Genomic DNA, 17,830 nt, shown 5'->3' on the forward strand with positions numbered 1-17,830 from the left:
CCGCGCGAAGCGTTGTTTGTCACGCTGCGCGACGAAGCCGCTCGGGCCACGGCATTCGACGCAGCGAGGCATACCCTTCTGCTTGATCATTACGGGGCGCTTTCGCGGACCGCTGACATATTGACAGAAATCTTCAACGTGGATGCAGCTGCATCGGCTGCGGTGCAAGCGGAAAGCGCAGGGGCGCTGTGGGCGAGGTTTCGTGAACAGCTCGACGATGCCCGGAAACTGCTGACCATGCAGAAAGAGGCGCCGGTCCTGTCGCAGGTGTGCCTGGACACGGAAACACAGGCGATTGTCAAGGATTGGCATGATCGGGGGAAGGCAAGCCCGGCGCTCGAGTGGCAGGCTGAAGGGGCCGTGCGCCTGCCGGTCTGGGTAAATCGCACGCTCTACAGAGAGCTGGTCCGAAGCGCCCTCAATACAGTCTCTATGCGCACCGAGGCTTCGCTACGGGTGACCCTTCAGGCCACGGTCCGCAGTACCGGGTTGCTGGCCGTACAAATGGCCATCGCGGGTCAAAAGATATCGGATCGGCCGGACGAGAGGTATGCCGTCGACGCCTCCGGGATGGCAAGCTGCGAAGCTTTTGCACGCGAGTTCGGGGCGCGGCTACAGACCGAACATATCCCGGCGCGCATTGTCCGGCTCTCCTTCGAGGCGCCCCGCGCTTCGGGGGCAGTTCAGGAAGGTAGCTAGATCACCACTCATATTTGGCCGTTGCCAGCACGACACGAAACTTTGGCAAGCTCCTCGGTAGGGAGATGGCGTCTAGCCGCCGCCGGTGCATGGCCACGAACCTGGGTGAGAGTCTCAATGTCCGCTGCGGCCTGTCTCCGCCGTCGCTCTCTCCGTGACGGTCGCCCTGGCGACAGAGGCAAATTCCGCCCATTCGCGGTCTGCCGGTTCGCCCGTGAACTACCATTCCGCGTCGGGATAGTGAGCGGGCCCCGCTCTAAAGGACAGGTTCGCGGGTTATCGTGCTAGCCGGCCGTTGCAGCGGAACTCGGCGCGACCGCCGATACCCAGACCCTCTATGAGTCAGTGACAAAGATTCGGCCCGTCATTGTGAACAAGAGCGCGCTATTGGCCATCGCCGTACCTCCCGCGCTGCCCATGTTGCTGCTCATGGTCGGGCAATACCCCGGTCAAGGCCACGTTGCTTAAGTTGCCTGCGGTGCTTTTGTAAGGTGTATCAAACCAGGGGCGAGATAGCACGGCTGTCGAACCGGCCGTTACGGCACCATGTTCGGTCACTTAGTAGACGCAGGCGGAATGACTGGCATTGGCCGGTCTCGGCCGTCTGAACTTCCGCCGCTGGGCGCGTTGGGCGGGGGACTGCATCCGACCCTTCTGAGACAAGCGACGCGCTGCTTGTTGGTCGGCTGGCCACTAGCGCGAACCGCCCGTTGTAGCGGGACCGCAACCCGCCGTCCCACCTTCGTTTTCCAGGATTCGCTGACGTCACCCACGAAAACGCAATGCGTCTACGACTAACGAGAACGCCGGAGAAGGCTGCCGTCGACTCGGGTAGTAGAGGTGGTAGCCGGCAAATTTCGGGCACCAGTCTTCCAGCACGCGCACCAGCCGCCCGCCGATGACATGGGGCATCACCTCGTCTTCGGGCAGCAGGGCGACGCCCAAGCCGGCGAGTGCCGCTTCCACTTGCGGCGGCGTGGTGTTGAAGATGAGGGGCCCGTCCACGCGCACATTGACCTTGCGGCCGCGACGCTCGAAGTCCCATACGTATAGGCCGCCGGAAGTCGGCATGCGCTGATTGATGCAACGATGCTCCGTCAGATCCCGGGGCTGTTTCGGCGCCGGGTGGGACGCAAAATACTCGGGTGATGCGACCACCGCCAGGCGCAGCGCTGGGCCGATCGCGACGGCGATCATGTCCTTGTCGATCGTGCTGCCGATGCGCACGCCGGCATCGAAGCGGTCGGCCACGATGTCACGGAAGCCGTAGTTCACGTCGAACTCCACCGTGATGTCCGGGTACTCTCGCAGCAACGGCGCGAGCCTGGGCAGCAGGCTGCTTTGCAGCACGTGGTCGCCGCAGGTGATGCGTACCGTGCCGGCCGGCTTGTCCCGCAGTTCGGTCAAGGCATCGAGCTCGGATTCGATCTCGTCGAAACGCCGCCCGATGGCCTGCATCAGGCGCTCGCCGGCCGCCGTCGTCGAGACGCTGCGCGTCGTCCGCGTCAGGAGGCGGATCTGCAGCCGCTCCTCAAGCCCCCGGATGGACTGGCTCAACGCCGATTGTGTAACCCCGAGACTCGCCGCGGCGCGCGTGAAGCTGCCCTCCCGCGCCACGGTCACGAATCCAAGCAGGTCGTTCAGGTTCTTCCTTGCCACGACTCCCGCCTCCCATTCATTAGTCCGGCTACTAGATGCATTCAGGATTCATTATCTAGTAGTGCGCGTGGGTCGTCACCATAATCTGGGGCATGACGAAAGCTCCATCAACCCTTCCCCCTAAACTCTGCAGCACGCCGATGACAGCGCAATCATGTGTCGCTCCTGCTACCCGCGGCGAACCATCGAGCCACTGGAGTGGCGTGTTCGCGATGGCGCTATGCGTCTTTGCACTGATTGCATCGGAGTTCATGCCGGTCAGCCTGCTCACGCCGATCGCAACGGATCTACGCGTCAGCGAGGGCATGGCCGGTCAGGCGATCGCCGTGTCCGGCGCTTTCGCTGTCTTGACCAGCCTCGTGCTTCCGGCCTTGGCGCGGCGGCTGGATCGCAAGACCGTCCTGCTGTGTATGACCGCTTCCATGGCCGTGTCCGGTGCCCTGATCGCTTCGGCCCAGGGTCTTGTGATGTACATGATGGGCCGTGTCCTGATCGGGGTGTCCGTCGGCGGCTTCTGGTCCATGTCCGCCGCTACGGCCATCCGGCTCGTTCCCGCGTCGAAGGTACCGCGCGCGCTGGCGATCTTCAACGGCGGCAATGCGCTCGCCACCGTCATCGCCGCACCGCTGGGCAGCTTCATCGGCTCGCTGGTCGGATGGCGTGGTGCCTTCTTCGGTCTCGTGCCCGTCGCGGTGCTCGCCTTCGCCTGGCAATGGACGAGCCTGCCGTCGATGCCGGCAGACGCACCGGCTCCCGGATCCCGCAATGCACTGCGCCTGCTATCGGATCCGCTGGTGCTGCGGGGGATGGCGGCAGTTGGCCTTCTCTTCATGGGGCAGTTCGCGCTTTTCACCTATGTGCGCCCCTTTCTGGAAACGACGACGAACGTCAACGCCGCGACCCTGTCGCTGGCACTGCTCGCGATCGGGGTGGCGGGCCTCATCGGCACCGCCTTCATCGGCTGGTTCCTCTCGCGCAACCTGTACCGGACGCTGGTCGCCATCCCGCTCGCGATGGCCGCGGTGGCCGTGGCGCTGGCTCTGTTCGGAGAACAAACCGGCGCCGCCGTTGGGCTGCTGGCGATGTGGGGGTTGCTCGCGACTGCCGCGCCCGTCGGCTGGTGGAGCTGGCTGGCAACGACGCTGCCGGAAAGTGCCGAAGCGGGTGGCGGGCTGATGGTGGCCGTGGTTCAGCTGGCCATTGCACTGGGCTCGACGGTCGGAGGACTGCTATTCGATGCCCACGGCTACGCCAGCACCTTCGGCTTCAGCGCACTCCTCCTGGTGTCTGCAGCCGCCCTGGCATTGACGACGGCGAATCGCAGTCGCCGGGTGGCGTGATTCACTGCGTGAGGTGAAGGACCTGCGATCGCCGTCCGGGCGGCACTCCAGGCGGCACTCGACGGAAAACCGGTGGAGTGGTTGGAACCCGTTTCCGATAAACCCGATTTGGGAGAGAAGTTATGATCAAGGACAAAGTTGCCATCATCACGGGCGCTTCGTCGGGTATCAATGCCAAGTCCGTCAATAAGGCCTACGAAGTTATAAGCCAGACAAGGCTCTCGCATTAGTTCATGTTGGAGCCGAGTTGTCGCGTCCAGTTCTTCTCGGCTCTCAAGATGCAATCGGTCTGCCGTCCGCTCCCGGAAACGGTGCCTGAAATTTCCTCTGTGATTTGCTCCCCATGGACCAGCCGCCCAGTAACAGACCGCCGATGGAACGGGGTACTTTGGGCCGCTTTCAGAAGCTAGTGCTGGAGGATCATCGACAGGAATTGTCTTGCACGGTCGGAGCGATTGGCGGGATCACCGAAGAATTCGTCCTTCGAGCAATCTTCAACAATCTGCCCCGCGTCCATGAATATCACCCGATCCGCAACCTTGCGTGCGAAGCCCATTTCATGCGTGACACACATCATCGTCATTCCCTCCTGCGCGAGTTCCACCATGACGTCCAGCACTTCGTTGACCATCTCCGGGTCGAGTGCCGAGGTGGGCTCGTCGAATAGCATGCAGATGGGATCCATTGACAGCGCGCGTGCGATAGCCACCCGCTGCTGCTGACCACCCGACAACTGCCCGGGATACTTGGCCGCTTGCTGGCGCAGTCCGACACGGTCGAGATAGCGTATCCCGTTGTCGAGCGCTTCCTCACGCGAACGTCCCATGACTTTGATCTGCGCGATGCAGAGGTTCTCGACGATAGAGAGGTGAGGGAACAGCTCAAAGTTTTGAAACACCATGCCGACGCGGGAACGCAGCTTTGGGAGATTGGTCTTGCGATGGCTGACAGAGATGCTGTCCACAAGAATCTCACCTTGTTGGATCGGCTCTAGCGCTGGATTTGCCCCCGTATCCCCGGACACGGTCTCACCCTTAGGTTGAGAACCCCACAGCCCGCCTGAACTCCCGCGGAGAGCGGTAATTCAGGGCGCTATGGGGGTGTTGCTCGTTGTAGTGCTCGAAGGCAATTGCCAGGTTGCGAACGGCCGTCTTCGCATCCGGCTTGGGCATGAAGGCGACGTAGTCTCGCTTCACGGTCTTTACGAAATTAGAGGCCGCGGCTCAGGTCCATCAGCATGCGGGTGCTCAGGTACAGGCGGCGCGGGATGGCATCTACCAGAACATACTCGGCGGACGAGGTGTGATAGCCAAAGCCTGGGAGGCCCATGCTTTCCACCACCGGCTTGCCGGACAACGCTGCGTAGGCCGCGTCAGTACCGCCTCCGGTCCGGGTATCGGACACTGTCAACGAATAGCCAAGCTCTTGGTAGATCGAGGCCGCCTTGTTGGCGAGGAACTTGCCACCATCGTTTGCGTTAAAGGCAGGCCGGCCGCGTGTGACGCTAACCTCTACCTTGGCAGCGGCCAAGCGCTTGCGTTGCGCCCGCTCGTCGAGCATCGACTTGATCGCGTCGAGATCTTCGTTGCGACCGTAGCGGACGTCGGCGTTCAGCGTGGCGGAGTCGGGAATAGCGTTCGATGCGCTGCCGGCCTTGGCCAGCGTCCAATTGAAGCGCATCTCCTTATCCTTGCTGTCGATGTCCTGCGTGCGCAGGATGAGGTCGGCTGCCTCGGTCAGCGCGTTGACACCGAGTTCTGGGGCGACGCCGGCGTGTGCCGCCTTGCCGGTGATTGTTGCCTCGACGTATGCAATACCCGACGTGGCGAGGCCGATGCCTTCCGTTTCTCCGCTGGGTTCATGGGAGATGACATAGTCGGCGGCCGCCGCCAGTTGCTGAATGAGATCGCGCGAACCGAATGAGCCTTTCTCTTCGTCGGTATTGAACATGACGACGATCTCGCCATACTCGTTGAAGCCTCGCGACTTGAGGATTGCGAGCGAGTTGAGAATGACGGCGATGCCGCCCTTATCGTCCGCGATGCCGGGACCGTAGGCCCGATTCCCTTCGACGCGGAACGGTGCCTTGGCGATATATCCTCTCGGATAGACGGTATCCATATGCGCGATCATCAGAATCTTGACCGAGCCGGTGCCTTTGAACCGTCCAACAATGTTCTCTCCGACTACGCCGGCTTCGGCCTTGTGGCGGCTGACAGTCGCACCAAGCCCCGCGAGTTGCTGAGCGAGATAGTCGGACATCTGAGGCATTCCAACTGCGTCGCCAGTTCCAGTTTCAATATTGACCATCTGCTCCAGCATCTGCATGACGACCGGCTGTTGGGCCTTTGACGCAGTGTCTAATGCGCTGTCATAGGTAGCACTGGCTGCATTGCTATCCGAGCAGCCGGAGGTTACGAACGTGGCGGCTGCAAGGGCAACCGCACACAGGACCATGCGTTTCATGTCTTCTCCTCTGGATGGTGAAATTCGCTACAGGCGCTGCAGCGAGGACAGGGGTTCCACCGCGCTACGCTGGCGACGGCAGCACGCTGCCGCACCGCGGTGCGCGGATGTTGTTGAACTGGACGGGATTGGAGTGGCGTGGCGTGTGATTTGCCAGGCCGGAGTTGATGGTCTATGCCATCGTTCTGGAGGGCCGATCCGCCTTGACGGAGCGCACGAGTGGTGGATCGGCCCCGGAAGATGTACCTGATATGTTACCCACTGCAGAGCTCGCAGAGATTGCTGCGGCGGTTTGCTCCGGACGGATGGTCCAGAGTCCGGCGAACGCAGCCAGGATGGCAAGTACGCCATAGCCGTGGAAGAACTGCGACAGTCCGGATACGACATTGCCGTCGGCCGCCTCAATCACTACGCCTATCAGCACGGGGCCGACGATACCTGCCGAGGTAACAAGCCCATTGTGGATAGCCAGCATGGCGCCGCGCCGCGACTGACTGGCGATATGGCCGACAATCGCGAAGGCGTATTGTGGTAGAAGGCTGACGCCGGTGGCGCCGAGGGCATATAGCGCGAGTCGCACTGGCACGTGGTCACTTGTCAGCCACAGTGATGTGTACGCGCAGCCGCCGATAGCACAGGCGACCATCGGCGGCCAAACCATTGCACGTCGAATGGACGCCCCCTGTTGCAACGCACGCCGACTGGCGACCATCGCCAGCACGCTTGCCACGATCATGCCGATGGCCACCAAGGTCAGGTAGCTGGCCATGGTGGCCGGTGTCAGCCGTAGTCCCTGCTGCAGGTACACCATCAGCCAGCTGAACCCGATCACATTTGGAACGTAGCCGACGAATCCGATTATCGTTATGGCCACGAAGGTGCGGTTCAACATTAACTTACGGTAGCTAGGTAGCGGTGCCGGGAGATCCTTTGCGCCGTGTCGTCCATGCCCGCCTGCTTCTCGATCTTCGGTGCCCTCGCAGGCAAATGGCAGCCAGGCCGACAGCCATAGTGCGCTCAGCGCAGCCAGCCCAAAATAGGCCGGGCGCCAGCCCCACTGCTGCACGACAAACGGCAACGTTGTGGCGGCAACCACGCCGCCTGCTACCAGCGCGGCGTGATTTAGACCCGAGACCATCATGCGGTCTTGTGGGCGTGTCCACTTAAATCCGGCATGCTGAGCGACGGCAGTGGTGGGGCCTGTACTCGCGCCCAGCAGGAGACGGCTCGCTATTACCGTACCGAGTTCCTCCGCGAAAGCCATCATGCACTGCGCGGTAAGCCAGACCAAGGACATAGCCGCGAGGATCCATCGCGTCTGAACGCGGTCGGCCAAAATGCCAACGGCGACGCCAGCTACAGCGTAAGGCAAGAAGAACGCGCTGCCAGCGAGGCCGAACTCAATCGGGGTCAGCTCCAGGTCACGGAAGAGGGCCGGTCCGGCGAACGCGAATACCAGCTTGTCGATCGCACTCAACATGACAAGGGCGACAAGCGTCGACAGAGTAAGACCGCGCGAGAAGCGGGATGGCCCGGCATTCGTTGCTGGTTGCGTGGTCAGCAGGTTAGTATCTCGCTCGAAAATCATGGGTTATCGCCCGTGATACAAAGTCGACATGCTATGGAAATCTGGGGCGAGCGAGTACGCACAAATCTGGATGTGGATAACGAATTGTTATTGCGTCGCGCGGGGTCGCCGAAGATTGATTACGACAACGCTTCCAACGCGAAATAGCATGCGCTGTACTGCACTGCGGGACGATTTTCTGGCGTGCGGTAGTGGTGCATGCGGGCCGCCGTACGCCTGGTACGCCGTCGGCCCGTCCCCACTGCGGGGCAAGATGCACCGCAGTGGGGACGTATCTTTGCGTCGGCAGGGCATGCTGGCGTCGAGCGGTAGAGCTGCCTCATTATCGTCGTCCGTATCAAAAGCACAGCTAACTGCACCAGTCGACAATCAAGCCGTATAGATATGAAGTTGCATCATTTGCGAGCCCTGACTGCTATCGCCGAACAAGGCAGCATCAATGCCGCTGCGCGCGTGCTCTGCGTGAGCCAGCCAGCAATTACGCGTGCCATGCGCGAGCTGGAATCCGAAGTTGGCGTGGCATTACTCACGCGGAATTCATGGGGGGTGTCGATTACAGAGAAAGGTCGACGATTGCTAACCCGCGCTCGTCTGATCGTGCATGAGTTCGAACGCGCCGAGGCTGATATGGCGGAGTTGCGAGGTGTAGTGGGTGGACACCTGTGCATCGGTGTGTCGCCGTTGGCGGGGGCGATGGTCATTTCAGAGGCGTTCGCGCAGTTCCGTTTGGCGATGCCCGAGGTATCGGTCGAGTTTCGCGAGTGGAACTTGCCGAAGCTGCTCGACAACTTGCGCAATAGCCGCCTGGACTTTGCGCTGGCCGCCGTGCCCGGGACGCCGGTGGACGACGCGTTCGTGACCTGCGAGCCGCTGTTGTCGTTTCCGACCGCCTTCGTGACACGGCACGGAAGCCGGTACGCCGGTGCGACGAGTTTTGCCGAGCTGCAGGATGCCGAATGGCTGCATGCGGATGCTACCGAGCAGTTTCCCGGCTATATAAAAACGGTGTTCGCGCGATACAACCTGCCGCTGCCGCGTCGCATTACGCGGTGCACGTCGAATCTGCTGACCAGCAAGCTACTGCTCAACGTCGATACTGTTATGGCGCTGACCCGGCACGTGCTTATTGTCGCCCCTGATTCCAAGCTGGTTCAGCTCGACCTACCGGAGGACCCGCCGACGTTGCAAATTGCGCTGCTTCAGCGGGAAGGCGCAATTCTGACCACTCCGTCGGACTACTTCATCCATTGCATACGTGAGACGGCGGCACGACAGCGCCTGTCGTCGCTGACGTCGTGAGATAGTACATTCTGACTGCGTCAGCCATGGTGCTGCGCCTCCGGTAATGCGTTCTGGGCTGCTGCGTCATTGATCCCCTCTCAGTTCGGAGGATTGGGGGGGGGGCGGAAATGCGGTTGCCCGGCCCCCTCAGATCTCGCGGGCGTGAACGTAGCGATTTTGCCGTGTCAATGCAGTCAATGCTAATCGAAGGCTTTGTCGTTTGGATTCAGGATCAGGGCCTTCATATCGTCGGACAGCTTGAATTCGAGGTTTAGGCCCTTCGGCGGAACCGGTTGCTCGAACCACTCGGCATACAGCGCCGTTGCTTCGCCCGACTTCATCAGCTGGACGATGGTGCCATCAACGATCCGCTTGAACGGCACGTCGTCCTTGCGCAGCATATCCACCGAAGCCGCGAGCGGCTGCAATGCGAATGTACGGGGGCTTCTGCCCAACAAGCAGCAGGGAGCAATCGGCCGGGATTCGACTTTCTTCCTCTTTGATAAGAAGAAATACGGGCCCTCACCCGGATTCTAAGTGGTATTTAATCCACATAGTTGACTTGTCACCCCCAGTGGGGGGAAGTGGTGAATGTCCTGTGCTGCTAAAGTCGCGCGCAGTGCACGCCATTAGAGCGTGCCAATGGCCGTCGGTCCGGAAGGGCGCGGCCCTCCTTCATATCAATTCGGGTTGGGTCCATGTTTCCACACGCTCTGGCCGGCGCGCGCGCTGTCGGCCTCGCCTTGCTTACCGCGGCGCTGCTCGCTGCCTGCGGTTCCGACGATAGTGCATCGACCCCGGCCGCGACGCCGGCGGCATCGCGCCTGGTGGTCGACACCGGCAGTGCCGCTCCAGTGGCTGGCGGCACGCTGACGCTCAAGGCGATGCTGCTCGCGGCCGACGGCACCGAGGTGAAGGGCGCGAGCTTTGCCTGGACCTCGTCCGAACCCAGCGTGGCCACCGTGGTGTCCGCTTCGGACAAGGCGCCAGCGGGCGAAGTGATCGACCCTGTTGGCACCTACGCCACGGTGCGGACGATCGCTGCAGGCATCGCTGACATCATAGCCACGGCGACGCTGCCAGACGGCAGCCGCATCATTAGCCTCGCCCACCTGGTGGTGCAGGCCGCGCCCGCCAAGTCGTACATGCTGGCCCTGACACCCTCGACGCTGGCCGTGACGGCCGGTGGCGCCGCGCAAACCGTGTTGGTTGCGGTTCGCCGTTCGGATGGCGCGGACGGAATCGGGGATCTCACCAATTGGTCGTGGACGAGCGATGACGCGAGCTTCGTCGCAACGCCGGCCGCAGACGGCCGCAGCGCCCAGGTCGCCAGCCCCGCCTCGGCCGCTGCCGCCGGTGCGGCGACGCTGACCGCCTGTGCCGATGCCCCGGCCGGAAGCCGCCTGTGCGCCAATGCGGCGCTCGCGCGCAACGCGTCGCTGCCACCCACCTATACCGTGGGCGGCACGGTGTTGGGCCTGGCCACCGGCGCGAGCCTGCAGTTGGCCGACACCAATGGCGACACACAGGTGGTCAGCACGAACGGCGGATTCACCATGCCGACGCCGCGACTGGGCGCGACATCCTATGCGGTGACCATGGCGGCCCAGCCTGCCGGCCAGACCTGCACCGTGGCCAATGGATCCGGCACGGTAGCCGCAAGCAATGTGACCAATATCGACGTGACGTGTTCGACGAATACGTACACTCTGAGCGGCACAGCAACCGGTCTGGCGAGCGGCCAGAGCCTGACTGTGCAGGTGAACGGCAGCACGCAGGCAACCGTGACGACGGCCGGCAGCTTCAGCCTGGGCTCGGTCACGGCAGGCAGCAGTTATGCTGTAACGCTGAAGGCCGGGTGGTATGGCAGTGATATCGCAACGGGCAGATATTGTTCGGTGCAGAGCGGGACCGGCACGGCCAGTGGGAATGTTAGCAACATCAGCATTACGTGCACGACTGCCCCGAGCCAGATCAATCTCGGGGCCGACCCGACGACCACACAGAACGGCGTGACATATGGGGGCTGGTCGTTGCAGTACCCGACGGTGGTCAACGGGCAGCTGTACTACGAAGTGAAGGCTGATCAGGGCCCGTTCAGCGGCAATTACCTGTTAGACGATATGGGCACGCTACAGACGCTATTCAACGGTAGCAGCATCCCGCCAATGGGGGTTGTGAGCGACCCCGCAACACGTCAAACGGCCACGTCGACTCCGGTATGTCCGGCTGCGACTTGCGCGATGAACGTGACGACCTTGCAGACGGTGAATGCCGGAACCGTGACGCTAGCGATTCCGACGATCACTCAACTGGGAAATATCCGCACGGCTAACAGCGGTACAGGTGGGACGCCGGCGGGCTGGACAGTCGGCGCCGCCTACTGGTCCTCGACGGCCGACGGTTCGAGCTCGCACTACTACGAGGACATGTACGCTGGTTCCGTGGTTAGCTTCGGTGACGGTCACATGATGATGGTTGCCTTCCAGGTTCAGTGACTGTTGCAGTCTGCCATTTTTTTCAACAGACAACGAGGGGCGTACCGGTTGTTCGAGCTGATCATGATGGAAGCGGCGGACTTGCCCTACGCCCATCGTCCGCCAGTAACCTTGACAGGACGCCTCTACTCGGCAATGGCAAAGCCGATCGGGCTAGGTCCCGTAGCCACAGTGCCAGTAGGCGCGAATGTGCCATCAGCGTTGATTGTGAATGTCGATACGCTGTTGCTGCTCATATTCGTGATGTAGGCGAACTTGCCGCTGGAGTCGATAACAACGGGGCCGGAGACCGAAGCTGCGGTGCCATTGGCCGTGAGTGTGCCATCGGCGTTGATGGCGTAGAGCAGGATAGTGCTCCCCGAAGGGATATAGGCGGACTTGCCATCGGGAGCAACGACTACAGCACCGGGCCAGGATAATCCGGCACTAACGGTACCGTTGGCCGCGAGTGTGCCATCGGTATTGACGGTGAACATTGACACTTGGTTGGCACCGTTCCCATTGACGACATAAACAAACTTGCCGCTGGGATCGACCGTCACGGGCTGGGGAAATGCTCCCGCAGCGATCGGACTGCCGTTGGCCGTGAGCGTGCCATCAGCGTTGATGATGTAAGCCGAAACCGTGCCGTCGCCATAGTTGGATATGTAGGCGAACTTGCTGCTTGGTGCCAACGCGATGCGGTGACTCGTTGCACTGAGAGAGAGCGTGCCATTGGCTGCCAACTGGCCGTTTGCATCGATTCTGTCCATCACCAGCGAACTACCTCCGGCCATATAGGCAAATCTTCCGCTGGAATCGATGCTTATGGAAAAACCGCCAGTGACCGTGTTGGGACTCCCGTTAGCGGTGAGCGAACCATCAAGGTTGATCGTGTACATGTATGCATAACTACCATTCAACATGTAAAGAAACTTGCCGCCAGGATCCACGGCCAAGGACATGGGAAAGGTCCCGGTAACGGCCGTGTTGGCGCTGTTTGCCGTGAGCGTGCCGTCGGCCTTGATGGAGTACATCCATATCGTGCCGTCGTTGTTATTGACGACATAGGCCAACTTCTGCGTGACGCAGGTCACAGCAACGTTGTCCACCGATGCCGATGCCGTACCGCTGCCATTTGTGACGGTACAAACCTGTCTTGGCCTGGTCGGTTGGCTCTTGATCGTCACGGCGTAGCTGTTTCCACGGGCAACCTGCGTGGCGAAAGTAAAGCTGCCGCTGGCCGAAACAGAAAGGTCGTCACCGGCGTTGTCTTGCAAGACAAGACCTGTACCGGAAAGGCCGCTGACGGTGCCACCGATGGAGAAGGCTGACGGTGTCACTGGTGTGGGCGCAACTATTGGCGGCGGGGCATCCATTGGTGCTGTCGCCGCATCTGGCGAATCGCCACCGCAAGCAGCAAGCATGCCACACAAGAAGACGGTGGTAGTGACTTGCCAGAGTCTGGCACGGTGCCGCAGGAAATAGGGGACGCGATTCATGGATTTTTTTTGTTGCGCTGCTGCGCTTAAGGTGCGACCCGGCACACACGGAGTTGGCCGCGGCTCGAATGTCGCAGAGCCACACATGTCCAATGACGTGTGCATCGGGAGGAAAAGTTGCGCCGTACGTCCTCTTTGACGGCACTTGAAACGAGTGTTGTACCCTGCTTTGGTGGGGAGACGCCATGCGATGGCGTTGTCACGGGCGGGGGTCGGGCCTGAGACCAGTCTCGGCCGGGGGAACGGTGGATCAGCGAAGGACGACGCCTTCTGCCCGGGAAATGCCCGAACGCGTAGCAAGTTTTCGACTTGATCGTCGCCGGCGGCAGCCGACCCATCTGCGACATTCGACGCCGCCGCCTTTATGGCAGCAATCCCACGCATTTCAGCCACTTTAATACGCCGTTTGTCTAGACGACCAGATGTGCGCCATATAGCTCCACAATCCAACGCGACGTTAAATGGTAGACGGCGCGGAAAGTGCGTCCCAGATCTTAGTCTACCTAATCTCTGATGTGCTTCATGCGATACATGGCATGAGGCGGTATTGTTTAGACTCGACCCAAATCAATCAACGCGGCGCTGCGGTAGTCGCGCATACGGGGAGGGTCGAAGCATGCGAACTGTCATTTCAAGAAACGGCGCACCGGGTGCGGTGAATGAGGCGAGTCCAAAAGAAAATCCTTCCGGCGTCTGGAATGCCAAGAAGCTCAACAAGCTGTTGGCTTGCTTCTGGCTTGTGTCGTGGTTTCGCGCCCTTTTTCTCCGGGGCCGCCTCTACCGAACGTTGGCGACGCTCGTTCTGATTAACACCTTCGTGCCTGGATGTATTCCTGTCGCTCGTGCCGAACCGCCCGTAAGTTTGCGTTACCTGCAGTGGGGAAGTATTTCTTTCCAAAATCTGCCCCAGTGGTATCGCGTCACGGAAGCAGAAATTTGCAATGAGGTACTGCCTGCCGTGTGGAACCCGTATTTGAGTAGTAGATCCACAGCAATAAGTTCTAGCTATTTAGGTGTCGGCAATCCTAGCGGTCGTTGTTCGATCACCTACAGGACTGATGACGGGCAGACATACACCAGTGTCAACGGGTGGATTTATACCGTCAGTTGGTGTGCGAACGGTTACAAGCCAGACGCGGCGAAACCGTGGGCACAGCAATGCGGCATCGGGAATCAATCGATCTATCCGGGTACGCAGATTCCGGTCAGCACCTTAACCGACCAAAGCTGCAGCGTGGGCAACCCCTGCTCAGTGGGTGCTGGTCTGAAACGGCAAAACGAGGTTGATTTCGTTGCAAGTGGGCCCCAGCCGTTGACTTTGAAGCGGATCTATCAGTCCAGCTATCTTGTACCGCCGCTCGATGGCTTCGGCGCACTTTGGATGCATGAGTGGCAGCGTCGTCTTGACCTGTCCAAATACTCCGCCACCACGCCAAGTCTGTCGGCCCTCCGCGGTGACGGGACATCTACGACGTTTGCACTCAGCGGCGGCATTTGGACCGCAACGGATGGCAAGGGCGACCAGGCTATTGCCGTGTCCGATGCTGGTGGCACTGGGCAAGGCTTTCGGCTTACCGACCGACGCTCCGATCGCACAGAAGACTACGATGCCTCCGGGAAGCTTCTTGTTGTCAAAGAACGCAACGGCTGGATCACCTCCCTCAAGTACAGCGATGTCAGCACCCCGACAACTGTGGCGCCGCATGTAAACCTACTGATCGAGATTCGCAACCATTTCGGGCAGACGATTCGTTTCGCCTACGACATATCGGGCCGGATCAACTCGGCTACCATGCCGGATGGCACGATCTTGCTGTATGGCTACGAAACTTACGGCATGCTGAGTACGGTGACCTATGCTGGCGGCGCGCCGCGGCAATATCACTACGAAAACTCGCAGTTTGTCTGGGCGCTAACGGGAATCACCGACGAAAAGGGCGTCCGCTTTTCAAGCTACGGTTACGACTCGCTGGGTCGAGCGACCAGCACCGAGCACGCCGGCGGCGTTGATAAGTTCCAGCTGAGCTTCCTCGGCAACGGCCAGACATCGGTGACCACCGCGGACGGCACCAACCGTACCTTCAGCTCGGAGTTGCAGGGCAACGTGTTGCGCGCGACCGGTGCTTCGGCGCCGTGCCCGGCATGCGGGGACATTGCCAAGGCGGTGTCCTACGATGCCGCGGGGAATGTCGCGACAAGAAGGGATTTTGCGGACAAGGAGACACGCTACAGCTATGACGCGCTCGGCCGTGAGACGCAACGCATCGAGGGCTACGGCACGGCCGACGCCAAGACCACGACGTCCGAGTGGCATCCGACGTGGAACCTGCCGCAGAAGGTGGCGGCACCAGGGCGGGTGGACTATTTCAGCTATGACGCGAAGGGCCATGTACTTGTGTACGGTTGGTATCCGACCAACGACGTTACGGGTGGCCAAGGGCTCAATGTCCAGCCGTCGGGCGACGTGACGAGCACAACTTGGACGTACGACGAGAACGGCCTGGTGGCGACGGCCGTCGACAAGGTAGGGGACACGGTCACCGGGCAATGGAGCTTCGCGTACGATGCCCAAGGCAACTTAACCACCGTGACGAACGGCGCAGGCCAGATCGGCTATGCAGTGCAATACGATGCCGCGGGCAGGTTGCTTGAGGCTGTGGACGTCAACGGGTCCAGAGTCAAGTATGCATATGATGCGCGCGGCCGGATGACCGACGTCGATATCGACGGGATTCATACGCGATATGAGTACGATGCCGTCGGGCAGCTTGTCGGCGTCGTCGGACCCTACGATTTAGTGACGCGCTACACTTATGACGCCGCTCACAGATTGATCCAGATCCTGGACAACATCACGATACCGGAACACGTCACCGAGTCGAGCCCTGTTAGCCCCTTCTCGGTTGACGGTGAGGCGTCTCCCTCGTCTCTGGCTTACGTTTCCAACCGGCTGGTATCAGGGTGGAACGCCGTGCTGCGTTGGCTAAAGGACTGGCTCTCAGGCATCATCAGGTCGGCACATGCCCAAACGACGCCGCCATTGCCGAACTCATATGCGCCCCCTCTTCGTCCAGGCCAGAGCATTCCAACTTTCCCGGGGTCGAGTGCCGCAGTTGATCTTGACCCTAGTCTTACACCAGAAAAGGCGACGCCGCGTATGTACGCTATGCAGTTCCTAGTAAGGGTTCAAAAGGCATGCGGAGAAGTGCTCGAAGCAGTCGTTTCTGCTTTCGACAAGAGCACTCCGCCAGGGGATTGCGATGACGATGAATACACGAAGCTGAAGACCAATGTGGATCAATCCTGTAAGACTGGACAGCAGTACTGCAAAGCAGGTGATAGCCCGGCCTTACTTGTATCAAAGCGCGACGCTTTACAAGCCTGCGCAAATGCGAGACGGAAGATCATGAACGTTTGTTTCCGGGGCGGGGACAAGGCTCATCAAAGGGATTGGGTAAAGGTCGTACAACAGGTAGATATTTGCAATGGACTCTAACGAATACGCCCGCCGATCTGCGGAATTAAAGTCAACTATTCGTGCGGCTTTTGCTATCGCTCCCATTCCACCCGGCCATAGGAGGGATGATGGTATCGCAAACTACGAGGTGGATGATGATGTCCAGAAATTCTTTGGGCGCATGTGGACGGAGATCTCGCTTGACCACTGGATTCGCAGCATTAGTCCGTCTGCCATCCGTCGCGCTTCAAATAATGACTTCTTCAAATACTATCTGCCTTCGCTCCTAGTGGCGGTTCTGCAGGACGGTGACTATTTGCACTTGGCGTTGGACGCTCTGCTTCCGGATAATCCAAATTATGAGCCTCGTTCTGAGTGGAAGGCGTTCCGTACTTCCTTTTCAGTGGAGCAGACCGAGGCAGTCGTTGCTTTCCTGGAGTTGATCAAAGAAAGCAGCCCACCGGGCAGTTCTGAGTGGTTCGGAGCCGATGCAGGGTTAAGCGGTCTATGGAACTGAGATTGATACATGGCTGGGCGTCAGCAAGGCGGGCTGCATGCGGCAGACTAGCCGCTCGCGAAGAACTCTCGCAATCGTCGACAGGGTCACCGTTCGCGGTTGGGGGTAGTGTCCGTTTATAGCTGCACAGCGGGCGCTGGCTGGCCGATGGGCAACGGCCGAGATTGGCCGGAAAGGGACCTCGACGCGCCGCGATCTTTATCGTAGCTAACAGTTACGTTTGCCGTCGGCCCCATCGACCAATCCACTTCCAACCTGTAGGGCGATTCTGAACATGCCGACGCACACGTCTTAGGACGTCGCCAAGCAGGCAGCGTCCTGCCCTGCAGGGCGCCAATAGGATCTCTCAGGTTTGCGATCTCGCGCTCATGCAACAGCGCGGCATGGACGCCCCGCGTTGCCAGTTCGGTGGCAAGTTGCGCGGCAAGCAGGCTCGCGAAGCTCTCCAACATTGCCAGGGTGCGCGAGTTCGAAACCGATGCCGGTCTCGCGTCGATCGCGCAGAGGTTCCCGAAATAGGTTCCTTCGGGCAGTACCACCGGTACGGAGATGTAGCTCCTCAATCCGTAGATGCGCGGTGTGTGGTGGCCCCGGTAGATGGGATGGGCGTCAATGGCAGCCAGCAGGAAGGCGAAAAAACTCCTGGTACCATCCAGTGGGATGGTGCTAGGATGGTTGCAGACCTAACCACTTATCGGGCGACATGGAACGAAAAATGGACCTTGCGGCACAGGGCGGCGCACTTCGCCCCAAGGGCGGCGAGACCGAAAAAATCACGATCAACCTTGGGCCGGTGGACCTCGGGCAGATCGATCTGCTGGTGGAAGAGGGCTTCTATTCGAAC

Annotated in this window: 11 protein-coding genes and 3 pseudogenes; 6 read left to right on the plus strand and 8 right to left on the minus strand. The window is 60.4% G+C overall.

The annotated features are described in order from the left end of the window. Positions 1–1,464: 1,464 nt before the first annotated feature. Positions 1,465–2,358, minus strand: coding sequence for a LysR family transcriptional regulator (locus AB4Z27_RS24030; RefSeq protein ID WP_441645425.1), 894 nt, complete (start codon positions 2,356–2,358; stop codon positions 1,465–1,467). 212 nt (positions 2,359–2,570) lie between these two features. Between AB4Z27_RS24030 and AB4Z27_RS24035 the strand changes: the two genes are divergently transcribed. Then, on the plus strand, positions 2,571–3,698 hold the full coding sequence (locus AB4Z27_RS24035; RefSeq protein ID WP_441645434.1) for an MFS transporter: 1,128 nt from the start codon (positions 2,571–2,573) through the stop codon (positions 3,696–3,698). A 406-nt stretch (positions 3,699–4,104) separates the two neighbouring features. Here AB4Z27_RS24035 and AB4Z27_RS24040 read toward each other — a convergent pair whose 3' ends face one another. The 4 genes and pseudogenes from AB4Z27_RS24040 to AB4Z27_RS24055 form a co-directional block, all read right to left on the minus strand. Then, the gene (locus AB4Z27_RS24040) at positions 4,105–4,752 is read right to left on the minus strand and encodes an amino acid ABC transporter ATP-binding protein (protein WP_441645435.1); all 648 of its coding nucleotides are present in this window, start codon (positions 4,750–4,752) and stop codon (positions 4,105–4,107) included. Further along, a pseudogene (locus AB4Z27_RS24045) lies at positions 4,733–4,915 on the minus strand (integrase core domain-containing protein); the annotation flags it as partial. The pseudogene AB4Z27_RS24045 and the gene AB4Z27_RS24040, both read right to left, overlap by 20 nt. Next, entirely contained in the window at positions 4,908–6,164 is a 1,257-nt protein-coding gene (locus AB4Z27_RS24050) for a glutamate carboxypeptidase (protein ID WP_441645426.1), read from the minus strand. The gene AB4Z27_RS24050 and the pseudogene AB4Z27_RS24045, both read right to left, overlap by 8 nt. Positions 6,165–6,336: 172 nt before the next feature. Then, entirely contained in the window at positions 6,337–7,752 is a 1,416-nt protein-coding gene (locus AB4Z27_RS24055) for an MFS transporter (RefSeq protein ID WP_441645427.1), read from the minus strand. 384 nt (positions 7,753–8,136) lie between these two features. Here AB4Z27_RS24055 and AB4Z27_RS24060 point away from each other — a divergent pair, with 384 nt between their 5' ends. Beyond that, a complete protein-coding gene (locus AB4Z27_RS24060) occupies positions 8,137–9,051 on the plus strand; it encodes a LysR family transcriptional regulator (RefSeq protein ID WP_441645428.1) in 915 nt (304 codons plus the stop codon). Between the two features lie 182 nt (positions 9,052–9,233). Here AB4Z27_RS24060 and AB4Z27_RS24065 read toward each other — a convergent pair. After that, positions 9,234–9,434: pseudogene (locus AB4Z27_RS24065) on the minus strand (amino acid ABC transporter substrate-binding protein); the annotation flags it as partial. Positions 9,435–9,731: 297 nt separating this feature from the next. Between AB4Z27_RS24065 and AB4Z27_RS24070 the strand changes: the two are divergent. Continuing rightward, positions 9,732–11,531 (plus strand): hypothetical protein, encoded by a 1,800-nt coding sequence (locus tag AB4Z27_RS24070; RefSeq protein ID WP_441645429.1) that lies wholly within the window; start codon positions 9,732–9,734, stop codon positions 11,529–11,531. Between the two features lie 125 nt (positions 11,532–11,656). Here the strand turns inward: AB4Z27_RS24070 and AB4Z27_RS24075 are convergent, their stop codons facing one another. Then, complete coding sequence (locus tag AB4Z27_RS24075) at positions 11,657–13,012, minus strand: lactonase family protein (RefSeq protein ID WP_441645430.1); 1,356 nt, start codon at positions 13,010–13,012, stop codon at positions 11,657–11,659. Between the two features lie 616 nt (positions 13,013–13,628). On the opposite strand from AB4Z27_RS24075, the gene AB4Z27_RS24080 reads away from it, so the two are divergent. Together AB4Z27_RS24080 and AB4Z27_RS24085 are read left to right on the plus strand one after the other, a co-directional pair. After that, positions 13,629–16,508 carry a DUF6531 domain-containing protein gene (locus tag AB4Z27_RS24080; protein WP_441645431.1) on the plus strand — a complete coding sequence of 960 codons (2,880 nt, stop codon included), beginning with the start codon at positions 13,629–13,631 and terminating at the stop codon, positions 16,506–16,508. Continuing rightward, positions 16,498–16,986, plus strand: coding sequence for a hypothetical protein (locus AB4Z27_RS24085; protein WP_441645432.1), 489 nt, complete (start codon positions 16,498–16,500; stop codon positions 16,984–16,986). Before AB4Z27_RS24080 ends, AB4Z27_RS24085 begins: the two co-directional genes overlap by 11 nt. Positions 16,987–17,102: 116 nt before the next feature. Here AB4Z27_RS24085 and AB4Z27_RS24090 read toward each other — a convergent pair whose 3' ends face one another. Continuing rightward, entirely contained in the window at positions 17,103–17,648 is a 546-nt protein-coding gene (locus AB4Z27_RS24090; protein WP_441645436.1) for a GAF domain-containing protein, read from the minus strand. Between the two features lie 53 nt (positions 17,649–17,701). Here AB4Z27_RS24090 and AB4Z27_RS24095 point away from each other — a divergent pair. Further along, a pseudogene (locus tag AB4Z27_RS24095) lies at positions 17,702–17,830 on the plus strand (CopG family transcriptional regulator); the annotation flags it as partial.

Source organism: Cupriavidus sp. KB_39 (assembly GCF_052114485.1).
Lineage (GTDB): Bacteria > Pseudomonadota > Gammaproteobacteria > Burkholderiales > Burkholderiaceae > Cupriavidus.